Origin of the sequence: Streptomyces sp. NPDC057136, assembly GCF_042670885.1 — a bacterium.
GTDB lineage: Bacteria > Actinomycetota > Actinomycetes > Streptomycetales > Streptomycetaceae > Streptomyces.
The window spans coordinates 110823-129173 of sequence record NZ_JBHUUV010000020.1 but is presented as its reverse complement, the minus strand read 5'-3'; the positions used below and the strand labels follow the sequence as shown (position 1 = coordinate 129173).

The following is an 18351-nucleotide window of genomic DNA, read 5'->3' as shown; positions in this document are numbered from 1 at the left end:
TTCTGCAATTCGGCGCAAACTGCTGAAAACTAACGGATGGCCAGGTTACTGTCAGTTCCGTGTTCGCTGCAGAACGTCGTCAGTTGATCCTCGAAATGGTGCGCGCCAACGGGGCGGTATCGCTCCGTGAGCTCGCCCGCGTCGTCCAGACCTCCGAAGTGACCGTACGGCGGGACGTGCGGGCACTGGAGGCAGAAGGACTCCTCGACCGCCGGCATGGCGGTGCGGTTTTGCCGGGCGGATTCACGCGGGAGTCCGGCTTTCCGCAAAAATCCCATCTCTCCACCGCGGAGAAGACGGCCATCGCCGACCTGGCCGCCGGTCTGGTCGGTGAGGGCGAGGCCATTGTGGTCGGCGCCGGAACGACCACGCAGGAGCTGGCCCGCCGGCTCGCGCGGGTTCCCGGTCTGACCGTCGTCACCAACTCACTGCTGGTCGCCCAGGCGTTGGCCCATGCCAACCGGGTCGAAGTGGTGATGACCGGCGGCACGCTGCGCGGGAGCAACTACGCGCTCGTGGGCAGCGGGGCCGAACAGTCCCTCCAGGGGCTGCGGGTCTCGCGTGCGTTCCTCTCCGGGAGCGGCCTCACCGCCGAACGCGGGCTGTCCACGTCCAACATGCTCTCGGCGAGCGTGGACCGGGCGCTGGTGCAGGCGGCAGCGGAGGTGGTGGTCCTCGCGGACCACACCAAGCTCGGCTCCGACACCATGTTCCAGACAGTGCCCACCGACCTCATCACCCGACTGGTCACGGACGAGCCACCGGTCCACGACGAGCGGGCCGCGACCGAGCTCCAGGCCCTGGCGGACCAGGGCGTGGAGATCACGATCGCCGGTCCCGGCGCGGATGCGTCCGCATCCGGTGAGGGGGCTCCGCCCGGCCGCCAGGCCAGACGTGACATGCCGTTGCCGGGACAGCGCCGTACACAGACGGGTGGTTCCGGTGGCCTGGGACCGCAGTTGCGGAGCGCGGCGGCGCTGGCCGACCAGGGCTCGGGCGACCGGGCCAGGGTGGCGGACCTGCGACGCCGCTAGGGTCGTCAGCCCCGTTCCGTACGGGGGCCCTTCAGGCCCTGGAGTGTCAGCGCCAGCAGGCGGTTCGCAAGACCCGGATCGTCCGGTGACTGCTCGGCGGCCAGTGCGATGGCGTTCGTCAGCTGCATCAGGTCGTCGATCGACACGTCCGCCCGCACGGCGCCGCTCTCCTGCGCCCGGGCGAGCAGGCGTGCCCCCGCCTCGCGCAGCGGCACATTGCACTGCGCAAGGGCCGAAGTCTCGTCCCGCGACGCCGACATGAGCGCCTGGGCAACCCCCCGGTACTCACCCGCGTGCGTGACGATCGTGCCCAGCCACTCCACCAGTGCCCGGCACGGGTGCTCCGCCTCCGCCAGTTCGCGGGAGCGGGTGAGCAGGGCGGCCAGGGCCTCCTGGAAGACCGCGTACATCAGCGCCTGGCGGTTGGGGAAGTGCCGGTACAGCGTGCCGATGCCCACGCCCGCGTGGCGCGCGATGTCCTCCAGCGAGGCATCGGTGCCGTGCTCCGCGAAGGATGTACGGGCCTCGTGCAGCAGCCGGTCGTAGTTGCGGCGCGCGTCGGCGCGCATCGGCCGTCCCGGGGTCTGTGCCGGCATCTGTGCCGTGCTCGTCGCCATCGCGCAGTCCTCCGCATCTCCCAGGTGTACGCCCCTGCGTGCGTACGCCCACGGGTCCAGGATGCCATCGGGCAACAGGAGGTGCCCTCCGCATCGTCCTCGCGCACCCCTGAACGCCCGAGGGCCTGTCCGGCGGATCAGGGTCGGATAGGACGCGCCGTGGCCCCGGCCATGATCTGCCGGACAGGCACTGAGGGCCCCGCATGAGTCGCGTGACTCCTGCGGGGCCCTGGAGCAGGTCGGCTCAGTCCTTGATCTCGCAGATCATGGCGCCGGAGGAGACCGAGCCGCCGACTTCGGCGGCCAGGCCCTTGACGGTGCCGGAGCGGTGCGCGTTGAGCGGCTGCTCCATCTTCATGGCCTCAAGAACGACGACGAGGTCGCCCTCCTTGACCTCCTGGCCCTCCTCGACCGCGACCTTGACGATCGTGCCCTGCATGGGTGAGGCGAGGGTGTCGCCGGAGGCCGCGGAACCGGCCTTCTTCGCGGCGCGGCGCTTGGGCTTCGCACCGGCCGCGAGACCGGTGCGGGCCAGGCTCATCCCGAGCGAGACGGGCAGCGAGACCTCGAGGCGCTTGCCGCCGACCTCGACGACGATCGTCTCGCGGCTGCCGTCCTCGTCCTCGGCGTCCGCGCCGACGGGGGCGAAGGGCTTGATCTCGTTGACGAACTCCGTCTCGATCCACCGGGTGTGGATCCGGAACGGGTCGGCGGTGAAGGCGGGGTCGACCACGACGGCCTGGTGGAACGGGATGGCGGTGGCCATGCCCTCGACCTTGAACTCCGCCAGCGCACGCGCGGCCCGCTGGAGCGCCTGCTCACGTGTCGCGCCCGTCACGACCAGCTTGGCCAGGAGCGAGTCCCAGGCCGGGCCGATGACGCTGCCGGACTCCACGCCCGCGTCCATGCGGACGCCCGGACCCGACGGCGCGTGGAAGGTGGTCACGGTGCCCGGGGCGGGCAGGAAGCCGCGACCCGGGTCCTCGCCGTTGATCCGGAACTCGAAGGAGTGCCCGCGCACGGCGGGGTCGCCGTAACCGAGCTCCTCGCCGTCGGCGATACGGAACATCTCGCGTACGAGGTCGATTCCGGTGACCTCTTCGGTGACCGGGTGCTCCACCTGGAGACGGGTGTTGACCTCCAGGAAGGAGATCGTGCCGTCGGTGCCGACGAGGAACTCGACGGTGCCCGCGCCGACGTAACCGGCCTCCTTGAGGATGGCCTTGGACGCGGCGTACAGCTCGGCGTTCTGCGCCTCGCTCAGGAACGGCGCGGGGGCCTCCTCCACCAGCTTCTGGTGGCGGCGCTGGAGCGAGCAGTCACGGGTGGAGACGACGACCACGTTGCCGTGGGTGTCGGCCAGGCACTGGGTCTCGACGTGGCGCGGCTTGTCGAGGTAGCGCTCGACGAAGCACTCGCCGCGGCCGAAGGCGGCGACGGCCTCGCGGACCGCGGAGTCGTACAGCTCCGGGACCTCTTCGAGGGTGCGGGCGACCTTCAGGCCACGCCCGCCACCGCCGAAGGCGGCCTTGATCGCGATCGGCAGGCCGTGCTCGCGGGCGAAGTCGACGACCTCGTCCGAGCCGGAGACCGGTTCGGGCGTGCCGGCCACCAGCGGCGCACCGGCACGCTGGGCGATGTGGCGGGCCGCGACCTTGTCACCGAGGTCGCGGATGGCCTGCGGCGGCGGGCCGATCCAGGTCAGACCGGCGTCGATCACGGCCTGGGCGAACTCGGCGTTCTCCGAGAGAAAGCCGTAACCCGGGTGGATCGCGTCCGCCCCGGAGTCCTTGGCAGCCTGGAGCACCTTGGCCATGTCCAGATAGCTGGCGGCCGGGGTGTCACCGCCCAGAGCGAACGCCTCGTCGGCCGCGCGGACATGCAGAGCGTCCCGGTCCGGATCGGCGTAGACGGCTACGCTCGCGATTCCGGCGTCCCGGCAAGCCCGAGCAACGCGGACAGCGATTTCGCCACGGTTGGCGATGAGCACCTTGCGCACGATGACTCCCTCCTTGAAACAAGCTGAGTTTAGGGACTACCGACACGGCCGTACGACCCGTCCCCACTGGTGAGCTTGCCCACACGGAGTGTGATTCGAGGGTTGCTGAAGTCGTGAAATCCCTTGTCGCACCACGTTACGCCGGGTTCCTTAACCGCACAGTAGCCACGAGGTGTGGTCCAGGTCTCTGTTCGTAGAGTCAACGACGTCCGGTGTTTCTTTGTGGGGTCTCTACGAACCGCCGGGCGATTCTTTGCTGTTGCGTGAGGACGGCCAGACCTCTTGTCCGAACCAATACCCGTTAGTAGGGTCCGCGATATCGCAGGTACTACAGGTAACAGGGGGTGGGCGCGGTGATACGCAGACCAGTGGCCGTGGTGACCGGGCTCGTGCTGTTCGGGGAAGCCGTGGGGATCGTGCTGATCAACGCCGTACTCGCGACGGTCGTCGACAACCAGAAGATGTCCCTTGCGGGCATGGACCCCGAGGCCATGTCCACGGGCACCTGGGTGATGGGCTGGGGCTCCGGGCTCCTGCTGGTGCTCTGCGGTCTCGTCACGCTGGTGGCCGGGGTCCGCGACCGGGCGCCGGGCCGTGCCGGCCGGATCGCCCTGATCGGCTGCGCCGTCGTGCACGGGGTGCTGGGCGCCCTCACGGTGGGCCTGGTCGGCTGGTCCGCGTTCGCGTTCATGATGGCCGTGCTCGCGCTGCTCGTACTGACCCTGCTGGGATACGGCCCGGAGGACGCCGCGGACGACAACACCGGCTCCGTACCGGGCGAGGGCAACGGGCAGGGCGACGGGCAGGGCGACGGGCAGGGAAAAGGCGCCGGAGCTCCGGCGTCCGTCTGACCCGGTCCGGTCCTCAGACCCACAAGTCGGTGACCGAGAGACCCAGTTCGCCGAGCAGCCGGCGCAGCAGCGGCAGCGAGAGCCCGATGACGTTGCCGTGGTCGCCCTCGATGGAGTCGACGAACGGTGCCGAGCGGCCGTCCAGCGTGAACGCGCCCGCCACATGCAGCGGTTCGCCCGAGGCGACGTAGGCGGCGATCTCGGCGTCGGACGGTTCGCCGAACCGTACGACGGTGGACGCCGTCGCGGAGGCCGTACGACCGCTCGCCGTGTCGATCACGCTGTGCCCGGTCCGCAGCACACCGGCCCGGCCGCGCATGGACTTCCAGCGGGCGGTGGCCTCCTCGCTGTCGGCGGGCTTGCCCAGTGCGTCGCCGTCGAGCTCGAGGACCGAGTCGCAGCCGATCACCAGGGCGCCGGCTGCCTCCGGGCGGGCCGCGACGGCAGCCGCCTTGGCCTCGGCCAGGACGAGCGCCAGCTCGCCGGGGGTGGGTGCGGTCAGCGCGTCCTCGTCGACACCGCTGACGATCACCTCGGGCGCGAAACCGGCCTGGCGCAGGAGGCCGAGACGGGCGGGGGAGGCGGAGGCGAGGACGAGGCGGCGCTGATCAGTCATACGGGCCATCGTAGAAGGCACCACCAAGCCGGCGGATAGCGAGTCAGCGGGTGCCGAGGACGAACATGGCGATCACCATGGCGAGCGCCAGCAACAGACCCGCGCGGCGCAGCATCGCCTGCGCGTCGCGGAGCTCCTTGGGAGGCTCGTTCTCGGGATCGGACCACAGCATGGAAACGATCCTGCTGCCGTGACTGCTGTGATGCCTGAGTACAGGTACTCAGGCATCACAGCAGTACGGACGGGGCTTAGGGCCTGTCCGGCGGATCAGGGCCGGACAGGCCCTAAGGCGTGCGGGTGCTCAGACGGGCCAGTACGTCCGCGCCCAGGAGCGCGGACCGGGCCGGATTGCACCCCGGCGTGCGATGCGGCCCGGATCGGACCACTGCTCGGGCGGTACCGGCGCGCCGGACGACACGGCAGCCGCCGCCGCGGCGCGCGCCTGGACCACCGCCAGTGCGGCGGCCAGCTCCTCCGGGGTCGGATTGCCCCGTACGACCTTGATCATGGCCTGGGTCCTCTCTAGAGGGGGATGTTGCCGTGCTTCTTCGGGGGCAGGGATTCCCGCTTGGTGCGGAGCTGGCGCAGGCCCTTGACGATGTGGGCGCGGGTCTCGGACGGCATGATCACCGCGTCGACGTAGCCGCGTTCGGCGGCGACGTACGGGTTGAGGAGGGCGTCCTCGTAGTCGGCGATCAGCTCGGCGCGGGTGGCCTCCTGATCCTCGGCGGCCGCGATGGTGCGGCGGTGCAGGATGTTGACCGCGCCCTGCGCGCCCATGACCGCGATCTGTGCGGTCGGCCAGGCCAGGTTGAGGTCGGCGCCCAGGTGCTTGGAGCCCATGACGTCGTACGCACCGCCGAACGCCTTGCGGGTGATGACCGTGATCAGCGGGACCGTCGCCTCGGCGTAGGCGTAGATCAGCTTGGCGCCGCGGCGGATGATCCCGCCGTACTCCTGGTCGACGCCCGGCAGGAAGCCGGGGACGTCGACGAAGGTCAGGACGGGGACGTTGAACGCGTCGCAGGTCCGCACGAAGCGCGCGGCCTTCTCGCTCGCGTTGATGTCCAGACAACCCGCGAACTGCATCGGCTGGTTGGCGACGATCCCGACCGGGTGACCCTCGACACGGCCGAAGCCGGTGAGGATGTTCGGCGCGAACAGGGCCTGCGTCTCCAGGAACTCGCCCTCGTCCAGCACGTGCTCGATCGCGGTGTGCATGTCGTAGGGCTGGTTCGCGGAGTCCGGGATGAGCGTGTCGAGCTCGCGGTCCTCGTCCGTCGTCTCCAGGTCCGCCTCCTCCGGGAACGTGGGCGCCTCGGAGAGGTTGTTGGACGGGAGGTAGGACAGCAGGGACTTGACGTACTCGATGGCGTCCTTCTCGTCACCCGCCATGTGGTGCGCCACACCGGAGGTGGTGTTGTGCGTGCGGGCGCCGCCCAGCTCCTCGAAGCCGACGTCCTCGCCGGTGACGGTCTTGATGACGTCCGGGCCCGTGATGAACATGTGTGAGGTCTGGTCGACCATGACCGTGAAGTCGGTGATCGCGGGGGAGTAGACCGCGCCGCCCGCGCACGGTCCGACGATCAGCGAGATCTGCGGGATCACACCGGAGGCGTGGACATTGCGGCGGAAGATCTCCGCGAACAGCCCGAGCGCGGCCACACCTTCCTGGATGCGGGCGCCGCCACCGTCGTTGATGCCGATGACCGGGCAGCCGGTCTTCATCGCGAAGTCCATCACCTTCACGATTTTCTCGCCGTAGACCTCGCCGAGCGAGCCGCCGAAGATTGTGAAATCCTGCGAGTACACGCATACGGGGCGGCCGTCGACCGTGCCGTAGCCGGTGACGACGCCGTCACCGTACGGGCGGTTCTTCTCGATGCCGAAGTTGGTGGAGCGGTGCCGGGCGAACTCGTCGAGCTCGACGAAGGAGCCCTCGTCGAGCAGGAGTCCGATCCGCTCGCGGGCGGTCAACTTGCCCTTGGCGTGCTGCTTTTCCACGGCGCGTGCGGAGCCTGCGTGCGTGGCTTCGTCAATACGTCGCTGCAGGTCCGCGATCTTGCCCGCGGTGGTGTGGATGTCGCTCTGCGGCTCGGACATCGGGTGGCGGCTCCCTGCCTGGTCACGGGGACGGCTAGAACGTTCAGCAGCGGTGCTCGGCCGGGACGTGCGCGACCGCGTGGGGGACGCGGGGTCGACAGGCCACGGGCTCGACGGCCGGGTTGCTACTGACTCGTAGCGTATCGGCGCCGCTACCGTTCGGCAGTGCGTCGTTCCCCACACCTAGGGTGGCTTGCATGACACCTTCCGATGCGCCACACAACCGCTGGTCGGACCTGGACCGGCCGCCTCTGAACGTCGCCGCGCTGCGCCGCGGGCTGCTTCGGCCGGACTCGTTGTGGAACTCGGTCGACGTGGTGGATACGACCGGCTCGACCAACTCCGATCTCGCCGCGCGCGCGGACGGCCTGGCCGAGGGCACCGTGCTGGTCGCCGAGGAGCAGACCGCGGGGCGCGGCAGGCTCGACCGGACCTGGACGGCGCCGCCGCGTTCGGGACTGTTCTTCTCCGTCTACCTGACCCCCGGCGACGTGCCCGTGCACCGCTGGGGGTGGCTGCCCCTCCTCGCAGGGGTCGCGACGGCGACCGCCCTCGCGCAGGCGGCGGGCGTCGACACGGTACTGAAATGGCCCAACGACCTCCTGGTCACGATCGACGGCGCGGAACGCAAGGCCGGCGGCATCCTCGCCGAGCGCGCGGGGGAGGGCGTCGTCATCGGCATCGGGCTCAACGTCTCGCTGCGCGCCGACGAACTGCCCGTCCCCGCGGCGGGTTCGCTCGCCCTGGCGGGGGCGGTGTCCACCGACCGCGAGACGCTGCTGCGAGCCGTCCTTCGGGGGCTGGAGGAGTGGTACGGGAGGTGGCGCGCGGCGGACGGCGACGCCGCGACGAGCGGGCTCCAGACCGCGTACGCGGCGGGCTGCGCCACGCTGGGCCGGACCGTACGGGCGGAGCTGCCCGGCGACCGTTCCCTTGTCGGCGAAGCTGTCGCGGTCGACGGCGACGGGCGCCTCGTCCTGTCCACCGGCGACGGGCTCCAGGAGCCGGTGTCGGCGGGCGACATCGTGCACCTGTTTTCGAGCCCGTCCGGAGACTGAGGACAAAACGCCTGTCGGGCGGACCCCGGTGAACGTTCGCGGCCACGGCACCGAATCCGGGGTATCGCCGGTATCCCCTTGGAAGCCCACCCACGACAGCAACCACTCACGCCCCCGGCGCACCTCGACACGGAGCCGGGCGCCTCAACGACGTGAGGTAGGGCACATCTGCCGTATCGTTGAGGCGATCCAGCGACAGATCGGCAGGGCAGTGCGCAGGGAACGGGCAGGAGGCGGCTGGTGACCGTCGACGACACGACGTCGGGCGCGGGCGAGGAGCCCCCGTCGGACTCCTCGGTCCACGCGACACCACATCACGAAGTCGATCACACGGCGGAGCCGACCGACGACCCCCTGGCGATCAGGCTGGAACAGCTGATCCTGGGGGCCGATCGCCGCTATACGCCGTTCCAGGCGGCCCGTACCGCGGGCGTCTCCATGGACCTGGCGTCCCGGTTCTGGCGTGCCATGGGGTTCGCCGACATCGGCCAGGCCAAGGCGCTCACCGAGGCCGACGTGCTGGCACTGCGCCGCCTCGCCGGACTCGTCGAGGCGGGGCTGCTCAGCGAGCCGATGGCGATCCAGGTGGCGCGCTCCACCGGGCAGACCACCGCCCGGCTGGCGGAATGGCAGATCGATTCCTTCCTGGAGGGGCTGACCGAGCCCCCGGAGCCCGGGATGACCCGTACCGAGGTCACGTATCCGCTGGTCGAGCTGCTCCTGCCCGAGCTGGAGGAGTTCCTGGTGTACGTGTGGCGGCGGCAGCTCGCCGCAGCGACGGGCCGGGTCGTGCAGGCGGCCGACGACGAGGAGATGGTCGACCGCCGGCTGGCCGTCGGCTTCGCGGACCTGGTCGGGTTCACTCGGCTGACCCGGCGGCTGGAGGAGGAGGCGCTCGGCGAGCTGGTCGAGGCGTTCGAGACGACCGCCGCCGACCTGGTCGCCGCCCACGGCGGACGGCTCATCAAGACCCTCGGCGACGAAGTGCTCTTCGCCGCCGACGACGCGGGTACGGCCGCCGAGATAGCGCTCCGGCTGGTCGAGGCGATGGCCCAGAACGAGACGATGCCCGCGCTGCGCGTCGGCATCGCCTTCGGCACGGTCACCACCCGGATGGGCGATGTCTTCGGGACCACGGTGAATCTCGCCAGCCGGCTCACCTCGATAGCTCCGAAGGACGCCGTACTGGTCGACGGGGCGTTCGCCAAGGAACTCACGCGTACCGGTGACGCCCCCGCCTCCGAGGCGCAGGCGGCCGAGGAAGCGGCGGCGGCCGCCGAGCGGGCGCGGCTGGCCGAGAAGGAGGGCCGGGAGCCCGAGGAGACCGCCCTGCCCCGCTACCGCTTCGGTCTCCAGCCGATGTGGCAGCGGCCGGTGCGCGGGCTCGGGGTCGTGGAGCCGTGGCTGCTGGCCCGGCGCGGCACACCGGGTTCCTCGTCCTGACGGACGCTCGGCTCGCTCCCGTATGCCCGGGGGCAGGTGCGCTCTAGGATCGCCCGGTAACGCTCGTTAACTGTCGAGCTCGTTTACCGGAGGGGTGCAGTCATATGACCGTCATGTCCGAGCAGCGGTACGGGGAATTCGTCGTCGTGCGGCGCCACGTCGGCCAGGAGCACGTGGCGGAGCTGGTGCTCGACCGGCCCAAGGCGATGAACGCCGTGTCCACGGACATGGCCCGTTCGATCGGGACCGCCTGCGCGGCGCTCGGCGCGGACAGCGGGGTACGGGTCACCGTGCTCACCTCCAGCCACGAGCGGGCCTTCTGCGTGGGCGCGGACCTCAAGGAGCGCAACTCCTTCACCGACGCCGAGCTGGTGCGGCAGCGGCCCACCGCCCGCGCCGCCTACACCGGCGTACTGGAACTGCCGATGCCGACGATCGCCGCGGTGCACGGCTTCGCGCTCGGCGGCGGCTTCGAGCTGGCGCTCGCCTGCGATCTGATCGTGGCCGACCGCACGGCCGTGGTCGGACTGCCCGAGGTGTCGGTCGGCGTCATTCCGGGCGGCGGCGGTACGCAGCTGCTGCCCCGCCGGGTCGGGGCGGCCCGCGCGGCCGAGCTGGTCTTCACCGCACGGCGGGTGGAGGCGGCCGAGGCGCGGGAGCTGGGACTCGTCGACGAGCTGGTCGAGGCGGGCCGGGACCGGGACGAGGCGCTGGCGCTCGGCGGGCGGATCGCCGCCAACTCCCCCGTGGGGCTGCGCGCGGCCAAGCGGGCGCTGCGGCTGGGGCACGGGCTCGATCTGCGGGCGGGTCTGGAGGTGGAGGACGCGGCCTGGCGGTCGGTGGCCTTCTCCGGGGACCGCGCGGAGGGTGTGGCCGCGTTCAACGAGAAGCGGAAGCCGAACTGGCCCGGGGAGTAAGCGGCGACGGGCGGGGCAGCAGTGACCGTGAGTGATGACGGGCCGCCATTTTTCTGGGCGAACCGTAGATCATTCACGTCCTGAACTGATCAAATCACCACAAAGCTACATAAGCTGGAGCGATGGGTGGTGATGATGCGCGGCTACGGGCCGTGGTTTCGCTTGCGCAGTCGATGGCCGCGGCATACACCCCGCGGGAGTCGTGGCGTGCGGCGGCGCTGAGAGCGTGCGAGGCGCTGGACGGCAGTTTCGCCGCGCTCTCCGTGTGGGAGCGCGATCGCGGACGGCTGCGGGTGCTGGTGAACGCGGGCGAACGCGCCGAGGGGGAGGAGGAGTTCCCCGAGGAAGAGGCGTACCCCGTCCACCAGTTCCCGGAGATCACCGAGTTCCTCCATGAACGCTGGGCGGGCGGCGGTGAGCCGGACGCCTGGGTGGAGACCGCCGACGGCACCCGGGCCGAGGGCGCTCCGGCACGGGGCGCACGCCCGTTCTGCCATCAGCGGGTCGCCGCCCTGCGCCGCCGCGGACGGGGCTGCTGTGTGGTGGCGCCGATCGTGCTGCACGGACGGGCCTGGGGCGAGCTGTACGTCGCGCGCTCGGCGGGGCGGCTGGTGTTCGACCGGGACGACGCCGACTTCGCAACGGTCCTGGCCGCCGTCGTCGCCGCCGGGATCGCTCAGACGGAGCGGCTCGAGGAGGTGCGCAAGCTGGCCTTCACCGATCCGCTCACCGGCCTCGCGAACCGCCGGGCCGTCGACATCCGGCTCGACGAGGCGGTGGAGCGGCACCGCACCGACGGCACCGTGGTGAGCCTGGTCGTCTGCGATCTGAACGGCCTGAAGGCGGTCAACGACACCCATGGGCACGCGGTCGGTGACCGTCTGCTGGAACGTTTCGGCTCGGTGCTGTCCCTGTGCGGCGCGATGCTGCCCGGTGCTCTGGCCGCACGGCTGGGCGGTGACGAGTTCTGTCTGCTGACCCTCGGACCCGATGCGGACGACGTGGTCCGGGTGGCCACGGAACTCTGCGAGCGGGCGGCCGTGCTCGAACTCGGTGAAGGGGTCGCCTGCGGGGTCGCGTCGACCGGCGACCCCATCGGCCCGCTGCGTTCGGCGCGCAGGCTCTTCCGGCTCGCCGACGCGGCCCAGTACCGGGCGAAGGCGGCGCGCTCCGCGAAGCCGGTGGTGGCCGGGCGTGACGGCGAGGTGATCCGGCTCGCCGACTCCCCGCCGAAGTCGGCCCACGACCGGCGCAGGCTGCGCGGCAACCGTCCCTGAGCGTGGGGCCGGTAAGGGGTCAACCGGATAACCACTCGTGACATTCACTGGGGGCCTTCCCTAGTGACATGAAGGGATTCAGTCCGTAGGCTTCTGAATATGGATATGCATACAGTCGTGGTGGGGACGTCCGGTACCACCGCCGAGGACGTCATCGCCGTGGCCCGCGCGGACGCCCGCGTCGAGCTCTCGGCCGCAGCCGTGGACGCGCTTGCCGCCGCCCGCGAGATCGTCGAGGCGCTCGCCGCCAAACCGGAGCCGGTCTACGGCGTCTCCACCGGCTTCGGCGCCCTCGCCAGCCGCCACATCAGCCCCGAGCTCCGCGCCCAGCTCCAGCGCAACATCGTGCGCTCGCACGCCGCGGGCATGGGCCCCCGCGTCGAGCGCGAGGTCGTCCGCGCCCTGATGTTCCTGCGGCTGAAGACGGTGGCCTCCGGGCACACCGGCGTACGCCCCGAGGTCGCGCAGACCATGGCCGACGTGCTGAACGCGGGCATCACCCCCGTCGTCCACGAGTACGGCTCGCTCGGCTGCTCCGGCGACCTCGCCCCGCTCTCCCACTGCGCCCTGACCCTGATGGGCGAGGGCGACGCGGAGGGCCCCGACGGCGTCGTGCGCCCCGCGGGCGAGCTCCTCGCCGCCCACGGCATCACCCCCGTCGAACTGCGCGAGAAGGAGGGCCTGGCCCTCCTGAACGGCACCGACGGCATGCTCGGCATGCTCGTGATGGCCCTGGCCGACCTCAAGAACCTCTACACCTCGGCCGACATCACCGCCGCCCTCTCCCTGGAGGCGCTGCTCGGCACGGACAAGGTCCTCGCCCCGGAGCTGCACGCCATCCGCCCGCACCCCGGCCAGGGCGCCAGCGCCGACAACATGCTGCGGGTGCTCGCCGGGTCCGGCCTCACCGGTCACCACCAGGACGACGCGCCCCGCGTCCAGGACGCCTACTCCGTGCGCTGCGCTCCGCAGGTCAACGGCGCGGGACGCGACACCCTCGCGTACGCCGCCGTGGTCGCCGAACGCGAGCTGGCCTCCGCCGTCGACAACCCCGTCGTGCTCCGGGACGGCCGGGTCGAGTCCAACGGGAACTTCCACGGCGCCCCCGTCGCGTACGTACTCGACTTCCTGGCGATCGTCGCCGCCGACCTCGGCTCGATCTCCGAGCGCCGCACCGACCGGCTCCTGGACAAGAACCGTTCGCACGGGCTGCCGCCGTTCCTGGCCGACGACGCCGGGGTCGACTCCGGCCTGATGATCGCCCAGTACACGCAGGCCGCCCTCGTCAGCGAGATGAAGCGGCTCGCCGTCCCGGCGTCCGCCGACTCGATCCCGTCCTCGGCGATGCAGGAGGACCACGTCTCCATGGGCTGGTCTGCGGCGCGCAAGCTCCGTACCGCCGTCACCAACCTGGCCAGGATCGTCGCCGTCGAGATGTACGCCGCGACCCGCGCCGTCGAGCTGCGCGCCGCCCAGGGCCTGACCCCCGCGCCCGCCTCGCTCGCCGCGATCGAGGCACTGCGCGCGGCCGGTGTGGAGGGCCCGGGACCCGACCGGTTCCTCTCCCCCGACCTGGCCGGCGCCGACGCCTTCGTACGCGAAGGAAAGCTGGTCGCGGCCGTGGAGCCGGTCACCGGAACGCTGGCCTAGGGCAGAGTCTCAGCGCTCAGCCCGCCGGACGGGCCCCGAGCGGGCCCGTCCGGGCCGAGTAGGTGACGAAACCCGCGCCGATCAGCAGGAACGCCGTGCCGCCGATCAGATACGGAGTGGTGTCGACCCCCGCCCCGGTGTCGGCGAGCACGGTGTCCGCGTCGGCGAGCACGGTGTCCGCGTCGGCCTGCCCGGCGGGCGCGGCCGGCTGGTCCCGTGCGGAGCCGGCGGCGGCGTCGTGCGCATGATTTCCGCCGGACGCGTTGGCGGAGGGAACGAACCACAGGGCGCAGAGCAGGGTGCCCGCGGCGGTGGTGGTCAGCAGCGTGCGACGAGCGATGGACACAGAATCGATCCCCTTGCGACAACCATCAGTTAGCCCCGTGGGCCGATGCTAAGCAAAGCAGCGGGTCGGGGGAAAGCCGCGGACTCCAGGAGCCTTACGCTCCCGCGTATGACCACTTCAGAGACATCCAGGTTTGTTCGGCTTCGCGTGGAGATGGTGTTGGAGATCACCGACGCCGAAGCCCTGACCGGCAGCGCCCTGGCGGGCATCGCCGCCGAGTACGCGGCAGCGGGCATCGAGCTCGCCCCGGGCGAATCGGCCGAGGAGCGTACGCATGCCGAGGCCACGGTCCGGGAAGACGGTGCGGAGGCCCTTGCTTCACTCGTCGATCCCTTCGACCTGGTCAGCGAGGTGCCGGGCGTGGAACTCGCCCAGGCGTCCTGGAGCAGTGAGACAGTCATCTACGACCCCGACGCCGAGGACTGGTCCGAGGACTGGGACGGCGGCGAGGACGACGACGAGAGCGGCTACGGATTCGAGGGCGCCGGTGAGGACGGCGAGGTCGAGGACAATGGGCAGGGCGATGGCGAGCGTGCCGGCGTGGAACGGTAGGCCAGAGGTGTGAGAACCCGGCCCCGGTCCGCATCCGACGGCGGACCGGGGCCGGTCACGTGCCGACAGTTACGTGTCCGGTGGCGGGAACCGGCGCCGATGTCACCGCGTCGGTGAGTGGTGTTCCCCACATCTTCGGAGGATGTGGAACCGACCACCCGTTTCGGGTGTTCTGGAACATTGACGGGGAATCGCCGTGCAGGCGGTCCCGTTCGGGGATTTTGGGGAATCGGCAACGATGGAGAAGCGTGTGATGACGGACAGCAAGCGGCGCAGGGGCCTCACGGCCGTGTCCGCACTGCTCGGCGGCGTACTGGTGCTCTCGGCCTGTAGCGACGAAGGCGGCGGCGCCGCACCGAGTGCGGAGAGCTCGAAGAAGTCGCAGGCTCAGGTGGACGAAGCGGCGGCCAAGGAAGCTTCGGAGGCGCAGATAACGATCGCGCCGAAGAACGGTGCCACCAACGCGAGCATCAACAAGGACGCCAAGGTCACCGTCACCAAGGGCAAGCTGACCGAGGTCACCATGACCACGTCGGCCGGCCAGAGCGTCGAGGGCACCCTCGCCGCTGACGGCATGAGCTGGGTGCCCAGCGGCCAGCTCGAGCGCTCGACCACGTACAAGATCAATGCGACCGCGAAGGACGCCAAGGGCCGCGAGGCCCACGAGAACAGCTCCTTCACCACCGTCTCGCCCGACAACAGCTTCATCGGCAACTTCACGCCCGAGGACGGCTCCACCGTCGGCGTCGGCATGCCGGTCTCGATCAACTTCAACAAGGCGATCACCGACCAGAAGGCCGTCCAGGACGGCATCACCGTCACGTCCAGCAGCGGCCAGCAGGTCGCCGGCCACTGGTTCAACTCGCAGCGGCTCGACCTGCGCCCCGAGGACTACTGGCAGGGCGGCTCCACCGTCACGCTGAAGCTGGAGCTCGACGGCGTCGAGGGCGCGGACGGCGTCTTCGGTGTGCAGGAGAAGACGGTCACCTTCAAGGTCGGCCGTAACCAGGTCTCGACCGTCGACGTCCAGACGAAGACGATGACCGTCACCCAGGACGGCAAGACCATCAAGACCGTCCCGATCTCCGCGGGTTCCTCGGACAATCCGACGTACAACGGCGCGATGGTGATCTCCGAGAAGTTCAAGGAGACCCGGATGGACGGCGCGACGGTCGGCTTCACCGACGACGACGGCAAGGGCGAGTACGACATCAAGGACGTGCCGCACGCCATGCGGCTCTCCACGTCGGGCACCTTCATCCACGGCAACTACTGGGGCGCCAAGTCGATGTTCGGCAGCGCCAACACCAGCCACGGCTGCGTGGGCCTCGCCGACGTGAAGGGCGCGGGCGACGCGAACGCGCCCGCGGCCTGGTTCTACAACAACTCCATGATCGGCGACGTGGTCATCGTCAAGAACTCCCCGGACAAGACCATCGCGCCCGACAACGGACTCAACGGCTGGAACATGAGCTGGGCCGAGTGGACGGCGGGCTCCCAAGCCTGATCCCTCCCCGCTGATCTCTCCCCCCCCCCCGTACGAAGGCGGCGGCACCCCGGATTTCCGGTGCCGCCGCCTTCGGCGTATCCGCGGGTGTCGGGCGCCCGTGGAGGTTCTCATGGCGCTCTCATCGTGGCCTTAACCCACCATCACACCCGCTCCGTAGCTTCGCGCCATGTTCTTCACCTACCTCCGGCGCGAGCTGCGCCGCCGCAGAAAGGCGGCGCTGGTCGTCGCCTCGGGGCTCGCCCTGGGAATCGCGCTGGTCATCATCGTCAGTTCGGTGTCATCCGGCATGACGAAAGCCCAGGACAAGGTCCTGGAATCGCTGTACGGCCTCGGTACGGACATGACCGTCACCAAGGCCGCCGCCGCTCAGGGCTCCACGACCGAGCGTCCGCGGTTCGAGTTCGACGCCAAGGGCGACGACTCGACCCAGAGCACCGACCGGGTCATGGTCCAGGGCTTCCAGACCCTGGCCGCCACCACCGTCGACAAGGTCGCCGAACAGAGCGGCGTCGCCGACGCCGTCGGCGGACTGAGCCTCACCGTCATGAAGGTCGACGGCCAGTTCAAGCGCGGTGAGTTCAAGCAGGACGAGAGTGCCGCGCAGGACAGCAGGTCCGGACCCGGGGGCGGCTCGGGCCAGCCGCAGGGCGAGGTACAGGGGGGCGGCGCCTCCTTCGACGTCAACTCCTTCACCGTGTACGGCACGGACGTCACCCAGCAGGACCTGGGTCCGCTGACCTCCTCCGCGATCACCAAGGGCCGTACCTTCAAGGCCGCCGAGACGGACGCGAAGGTCGCGGTCGTCGACGCCTCGTACGCCAAGGAGAAGAAGCTCGCGGTCGACAAGACCGTGACGATCTCCGGCACCAAGTACACGATCATCGGTGTCTCGACGGCGGACAGCGGCGACGCCGCCGCCAACGTCTACGTCCCGCTGAAGCAGGCGCAGACCCTGTCCTCCTCCAAGGACAAGGTCACCACCGTCTATGTGAAGGCCGCCGATTCGCAGCAGATCGACGCCGTGAAGTCCGCCATCCAGAAGAACATCTCCGGCACCACGGTCACCACGTCCGCGGACCTGGCCGACACGGTCTCCGGCTCCCTCTCCACCGCGTCCGACCTGGCCTCCAGCGTCGGCAAGTGGCTCTCGATCGCCGTACTGATCGCCGCGTTCCTGGTCGCCGGCCTGCTCACGTCCTCGGCGGTCAGCCGTCGCGTACGGGAGTTCGGCACCCTCAAGGCGCTCGGCTGGAAGAGCGGCCGCGTCACCCGGCAGGTGGTCGGCGAGGCGCTCGTCAACGGCCTCATGGGCGGCGTCCTCGGTATCGCCGTCGGGCTCGGCGGAGCGTACGCCGTGACCGCCGTCAGCCCCACCCTCACCGCCCAGCTCGGCTCCTCGGGCGGTGGCGGCGGCGCGATGGGCGGCGGCCCCATGGGCGGCGGCGGTGCCGGCCGTCAGACGGCGTCCAAGACCCTCGACATCGCGCTCACCGCACCGGTCTCCCTCTCCATCATCCTGATCGCCGTCGGACTGGCGGTGACGGGCGGACTCGTCGCGGGCGCCTTCGGCGGCTGGCGCGCCTCCCGGCTCCGCCCTGCGGACGCCCTGCGCCGCGTCGAGTAACGCCCGTACCCGAACCCAACGTCCGTACGTACAGCAGGAGTCCATACGTGTACCAGCTCAGAGGCGTCACCAAGCGCTACCGGCGCGGCAAGACCATCGTCAACGCGCTCGACGGGGTCGACCTGACCATCGAGGACGGCGGCAGGCTCGTCATCCAGGGCCCGACCGGCGGCGGCAAGTCCACCCTCCTCCAGATGCTCGGCGGCCTGGACCGGCCGACCGAGGGCTCCGTCGAACTCGACGGTGTCGACCTGGCCAAGCTGCCCGAGGCGCGGCTCACCAAGGTGCGGGCGGAGTCCATCGGCTTCGTCTTCCAGAGCTTCAACCTGATCCCCACGCTCACCGCGCAGGAGAACGTCGAGACCGCACTCGTCCCGCTGGGCCTCGGGGCGAAGACCCGCAGGCAGCGGGCGGCGGAGGCGCTCGAATCGGTGGGCCTCGGTGACCGTCCGACCCATCTGCCGGGCGAGATGTCCGGTGGTCAGCAGCAGCGCGTCGCGATTGCGCGGGCGCTGGTGAAGCGGCCCAAGGTGCTGCTCGCCGACGAGCCCACCGGCAATCTCGACGAGTCCATGCGCGACGAGATCATGGAGGTGCTCGACGGGCTGTGGAAGGAGCACGGGCTGACCTTCATCATGGTCACCCACGACAGTGCCCTGGCCCGCAAGGCGCCCAGGCTGGCCACCATCCGCAAGGGCCGCGTCACGGTGACGGAGAACGCCGCCGCCTGATACCGCGCTCGCTCGCCGGGCGG

18 protein-coding genes are annotated in these 18351 nt (G+C 70.5%); 11 read left to right on the top strand and 7 right to left on the bottom strand.

What is annotated here, in order from left to right; all coding sequences use genetic code 11:
* Positions 1-59: 59 nt before the first annotated feature.
* Positions 60-1034, top strand: a complete 975-nt coding sequence (locus tag ACFT7S_RS23560; protein WP_382734997.1) for a DeoR/GlpR family DNA-binding transcription regulator — start codon at positions 60-62, stop codon at positions 1032-1034.
* A 5-nt stretch (positions 1035-1039) separates the two neighbouring features.
* On the opposite strand, the gene ACFT7S_RS23555 is transcribed toward ACFT7S_RS23560, so the two are convergent.
* Both ACFT7S_RS23555 and ACFT7S_RS23550 read right to left on the bottom strand, forming a co-directional pair.
* A complete protein-coding gene (locus ACFT7S_RS23555) occupies positions 1040-1651 on the bottom strand; it encodes a TetR/AcrR family transcriptional regulator (RefSeq protein ID WP_382734995.1) in 612 nt (203 codons plus the stop codon).
* Between the two features lie 244 nt (positions 1652-1895).
* On the bottom strand, positions 1896-3650 hold the full coding sequence (locus ACFT7S_RS23550; RefSeq protein WP_382734993.1) for an acetyl/propionyl/methylcrotonyl-CoA carboxylase subunit alpha: 1755 nt from the start codon (positions 3648-3650) through the stop codon (positions 1896-1898).
* 356 nt (positions 3651-4006) lie between these two features.
* Here ACFT7S_RS23550 and ACFT7S_RS23545 point away from each other — a divergent pair, with 356 nt between their 5' ends.
* Positions 4007-4501, top strand: a complete 495-nt coding sequence (locus tag ACFT7S_RS23545; RefSeq protein WP_382735032.1) for a hypothetical protein — start codon at positions 4007-4009, stop codon at positions 4499-4501.
* Between the two features lie 13 nt (positions 4502-4514).
* Here the strand turns inward: ACFT7S_RS23545 and ACFT7S_RS23540 are convergent, their stop codons facing one another.
* From ACFT7S_RS23540 to ACFT7S_RS23525, 4 genes are all read right to left on the bottom strand, one after another.
* Positions 4515-5126 carry a nucleoside triphosphate pyrophosphatase gene (locus tag ACFT7S_RS23540; protein WP_382734991.1) on the bottom strand — a complete coding sequence of 204 codons (612 nt, stop codon included), beginning with the start codon at positions 5124-5126 and terminating at the stop codon, positions 4515-4517.
* 34 nt (positions 5127-5160) lie between these two features.
* Positions 5161-5289: a morphogenic membrane protein MmpB gene (gene mmpB / locus ACFT7S_RS23535; protein WP_256668981.1), complete on the bottom strand. Its 129-nt coding sequence runs from the start codon at positions 5287-5289 to the stop codon at positions 5161-5163.
* A 129-nt stretch (positions 5290-5418) separates the two neighbouring features.
* Positions 5419-5625, bottom strand: a complete 207-nt coding sequence (locus ACFT7S_RS23530; RefSeq protein WP_382734989.1) for an acyl-CoA carboxylase subunit epsilon — start codon at positions 5623-5625, stop codon at positions 5419-5421.
* Positions 5626-5639: 14 nt separating this feature from the next.
* Positions 5640-7220 (bottom strand): acyl-CoA carboxylase subunit beta, encoded by a 1581-nt coding sequence (locus tag ACFT7S_RS23525; protein ID WP_382734987.1) that lies wholly within the window; start codon positions 7218-7220, stop codon positions 5640-5642.
* A 197-nt stretch (positions 7221-7417) separates the two neighbouring features.
* Between ACFT7S_RS23525 and ACFT7S_RS23520 the strand changes: the two genes are divergently transcribed.
* The 5 genes from ACFT7S_RS23520 to hutH all read left to right on the top strand — a co-directional run bounded on the left by ACFT7S_RS23520 (position 7418) and on the right by hutH (position 13565).
* Positions 7418-8278, top strand: coding sequence for a biotin--[acetyl-CoA-carboxylase] ligase (locus tag ACFT7S_RS23520; protein ID WP_382734985.1), 861 nt, complete (start codon positions 7418-7420; stop codon positions 8276-8278).
* A gap of 240 nt (positions 8279-8518) precedes the next feature.
* Complete coding sequence (locus tag ACFT7S_RS23515) at positions 8519-9721, top strand: adenylate/guanylate cyclase domain-containing protein (RefSeq protein WP_382734984.1); 1203 nt, start codon at positions 8519-8521, stop codon at positions 9719-9721.
* Positions 9722-9825: 104 nt separating this feature from the next.
* The gene (locus tag ACFT7S_RS23510) at positions 9826-10638 is read left to right on the top strand and encodes an enoyl-CoA hydratase/isomerase family protein (RefSeq protein WP_382734982.1); all 813 of its coding nucleotides are present in this window, start codon (positions 9826-9828) and stop codon (positions 10636-10638) included.
* A gap of 122 nt (positions 10639-10760) precedes the next feature.
* A complete protein-coding gene (locus ACFT7S_RS23505; protein ID WP_382734980.1) occupies positions 10761-11915 on the top strand; it encodes a diguanylate cyclase domain-containing protein in 1155 nt (384 codons plus the stop codon).
* A gap of 99 nt (positions 11916-12014) precedes the next feature.
* Positions 12015-13565, top strand: coding sequence for a histidine ammonia-lyase (hutH, locus tag ACFT7S_RS23500; RefSeq protein WP_382734978.1), 1551 nt, complete (start codon positions 12015-12017; stop codon positions 13563-13565).
* A 16-nt stretch (positions 13566-13581) separates the two neighbouring features.
* Here the strand turns inward: hutH and ACFT7S_RS23495 are convergent, their stop codons facing one another.
* Entirely contained in the window at positions 13582-13911 is a 330-nt protein-coding gene (locus ACFT7S_RS23495; protein WP_382734976.1) for a hypothetical protein, read from the bottom strand.
* Positions 13912-14019: 108 nt separating this feature from the next.
* Here ACFT7S_RS23495 and ACFT7S_RS23490 point away from each other — a divergent pair, with 108 nt between their 5' ends.
* The 4 genes from ACFT7S_RS23490 (at position 14020) to ACFT7S_RS23475 (ending at position 18328) form a co-directional block, all read left to right on the top strand.
* A complete protein-coding gene (locus tag ACFT7S_RS23490; RefSeq protein WP_382734974.1) occupies positions 14020-14463 on the top strand; it encodes a hypothetical protein in 444 nt (147 codons plus the stop codon).
* A 238-nt stretch (positions 14464-14701) separates the two neighbouring features.
* The gene (locus ACFT7S_RS23485; RefSeq protein ID WP_382734973.1) at positions 14702-15970 is read left to right on the top strand and encodes an Ig-like domain-containing protein; all 1269 of its coding nucleotides are present in this window, start codon (positions 14702-14704) and stop codon (positions 15968-15970) included.
* A gap of 169 nt (positions 15971-16139) precedes the next feature.
* A complete protein-coding gene (locus ACFT7S_RS23480) occupies positions 16140-17597 on the top strand; it encodes an ABC transporter permease (protein WP_382734971.1) in 1458 nt (485 codons plus the stop codon).
* A 47-nt stretch (positions 17598-17644) separates the two neighbouring features.
* Positions 17645-18328 (top strand): ABC transporter ATP-binding protein, encoded by a 684-nt coding sequence (locus ACFT7S_RS23475; protein ID WP_382734968.1) that lies wholly within the window; start codon positions 17645-17647, stop codon positions 18326-18328.
* The last annotated feature ends 23 nt before the right edge of the window (positions 18329-18351 follow it).

What these genes read in the sequence shown, in the direction of transcription:
- ACFT7S_RS23480 (WP_382734971.1), top strand. Translation starts at nt 16,140, where the DNA reads ATGTTCTTCACCTACCTCCGGCGCGAGCTGCGCCGCCGCAGAAAGGCG.
- ACFT7S_RS23505 (WP_382734980.1), top strand. Translation starts at nt 10,761, where the DNA reads ATGGGTGGTGATGATGCGCGGCTACGGGCCGTGGTTTCGCTTGCGCAG.
- hutH (WP_382734978.1), top strand. Translation starts at nt 12,015, where the DNA reads ATGGATATGCATACAGTCGTGGTGGGGACGTCCGGTACCACCGCCGAG.
- ACFT7S_RS23525 (WP_382734987.1), bottom strand. Translation starts at nt 7,220, where the DNA reads ATGTCCGAGCCGCAGAGCGACATCCACACCACCGCGGGCAAGATCGCG.
- ACFT7S_RS23490 (WP_382734974.1), top strand. Translation starts at nt 14,020, where the DNA reads ATGACCACTTCAGAGACATCCAGGTTTGTTCGGCTTCGCGTGGAGATG.
- mmpB (WP_256668981.1), bottom strand. Translation starts at nt 5,289, where the DNA reads ATGCTGTGGTCCGATCCCGAGAACGAGCCTCCCAAGGAGCTCCGCGAC.
- ACFT7S_RS23485 (WP_382734973.1), top strand. Translation starts at nt 14,702, where the DNA reads ATGGAGAAGCGTGTGATGACGGACAGCAAGCGGCGCAGGGGCCTCACG.
- ACFT7S_RS23510 (WP_382734982.1), top strand. Translation starts at nt 9,826, where the DNA reads ATGACCGTCATGTCCGAGCAGCGGTACGGGGAATTCGTCGTCGTGCGG.
- ACFT7S_RS23530 (WP_382734989.1), bottom strand. Translation starts at nt 5,625, where the DNA reads ATGATCAAGGTCGTACGGGGCAATCCGACCCCGGAGGAGCTGGCCGCC.
- ACFT7S_RS23540 (WP_382734991.1), bottom strand. Translation starts at nt 5,126, where the DNA reads ATGGCCCGTATGACTGATCAGCGCCGCCTCGTCCTCGCCTCCGCCTCC.
- ACFT7S_RS23555 (WP_382734995.1), bottom strand. Translation starts at nt 1,651, where the DNA reads ATGGCGACGAGCACGGCACAGATGCCGGCACAGACCCCGGGACGGCCG.
- ACFT7S_RS23520 (WP_382734985.1), top strand. Translation starts at nt 7,418, where the DNA reads ATGACACCTTCCGATGCGCCACACAACCGCTGGTCGGACCTGGACCGG.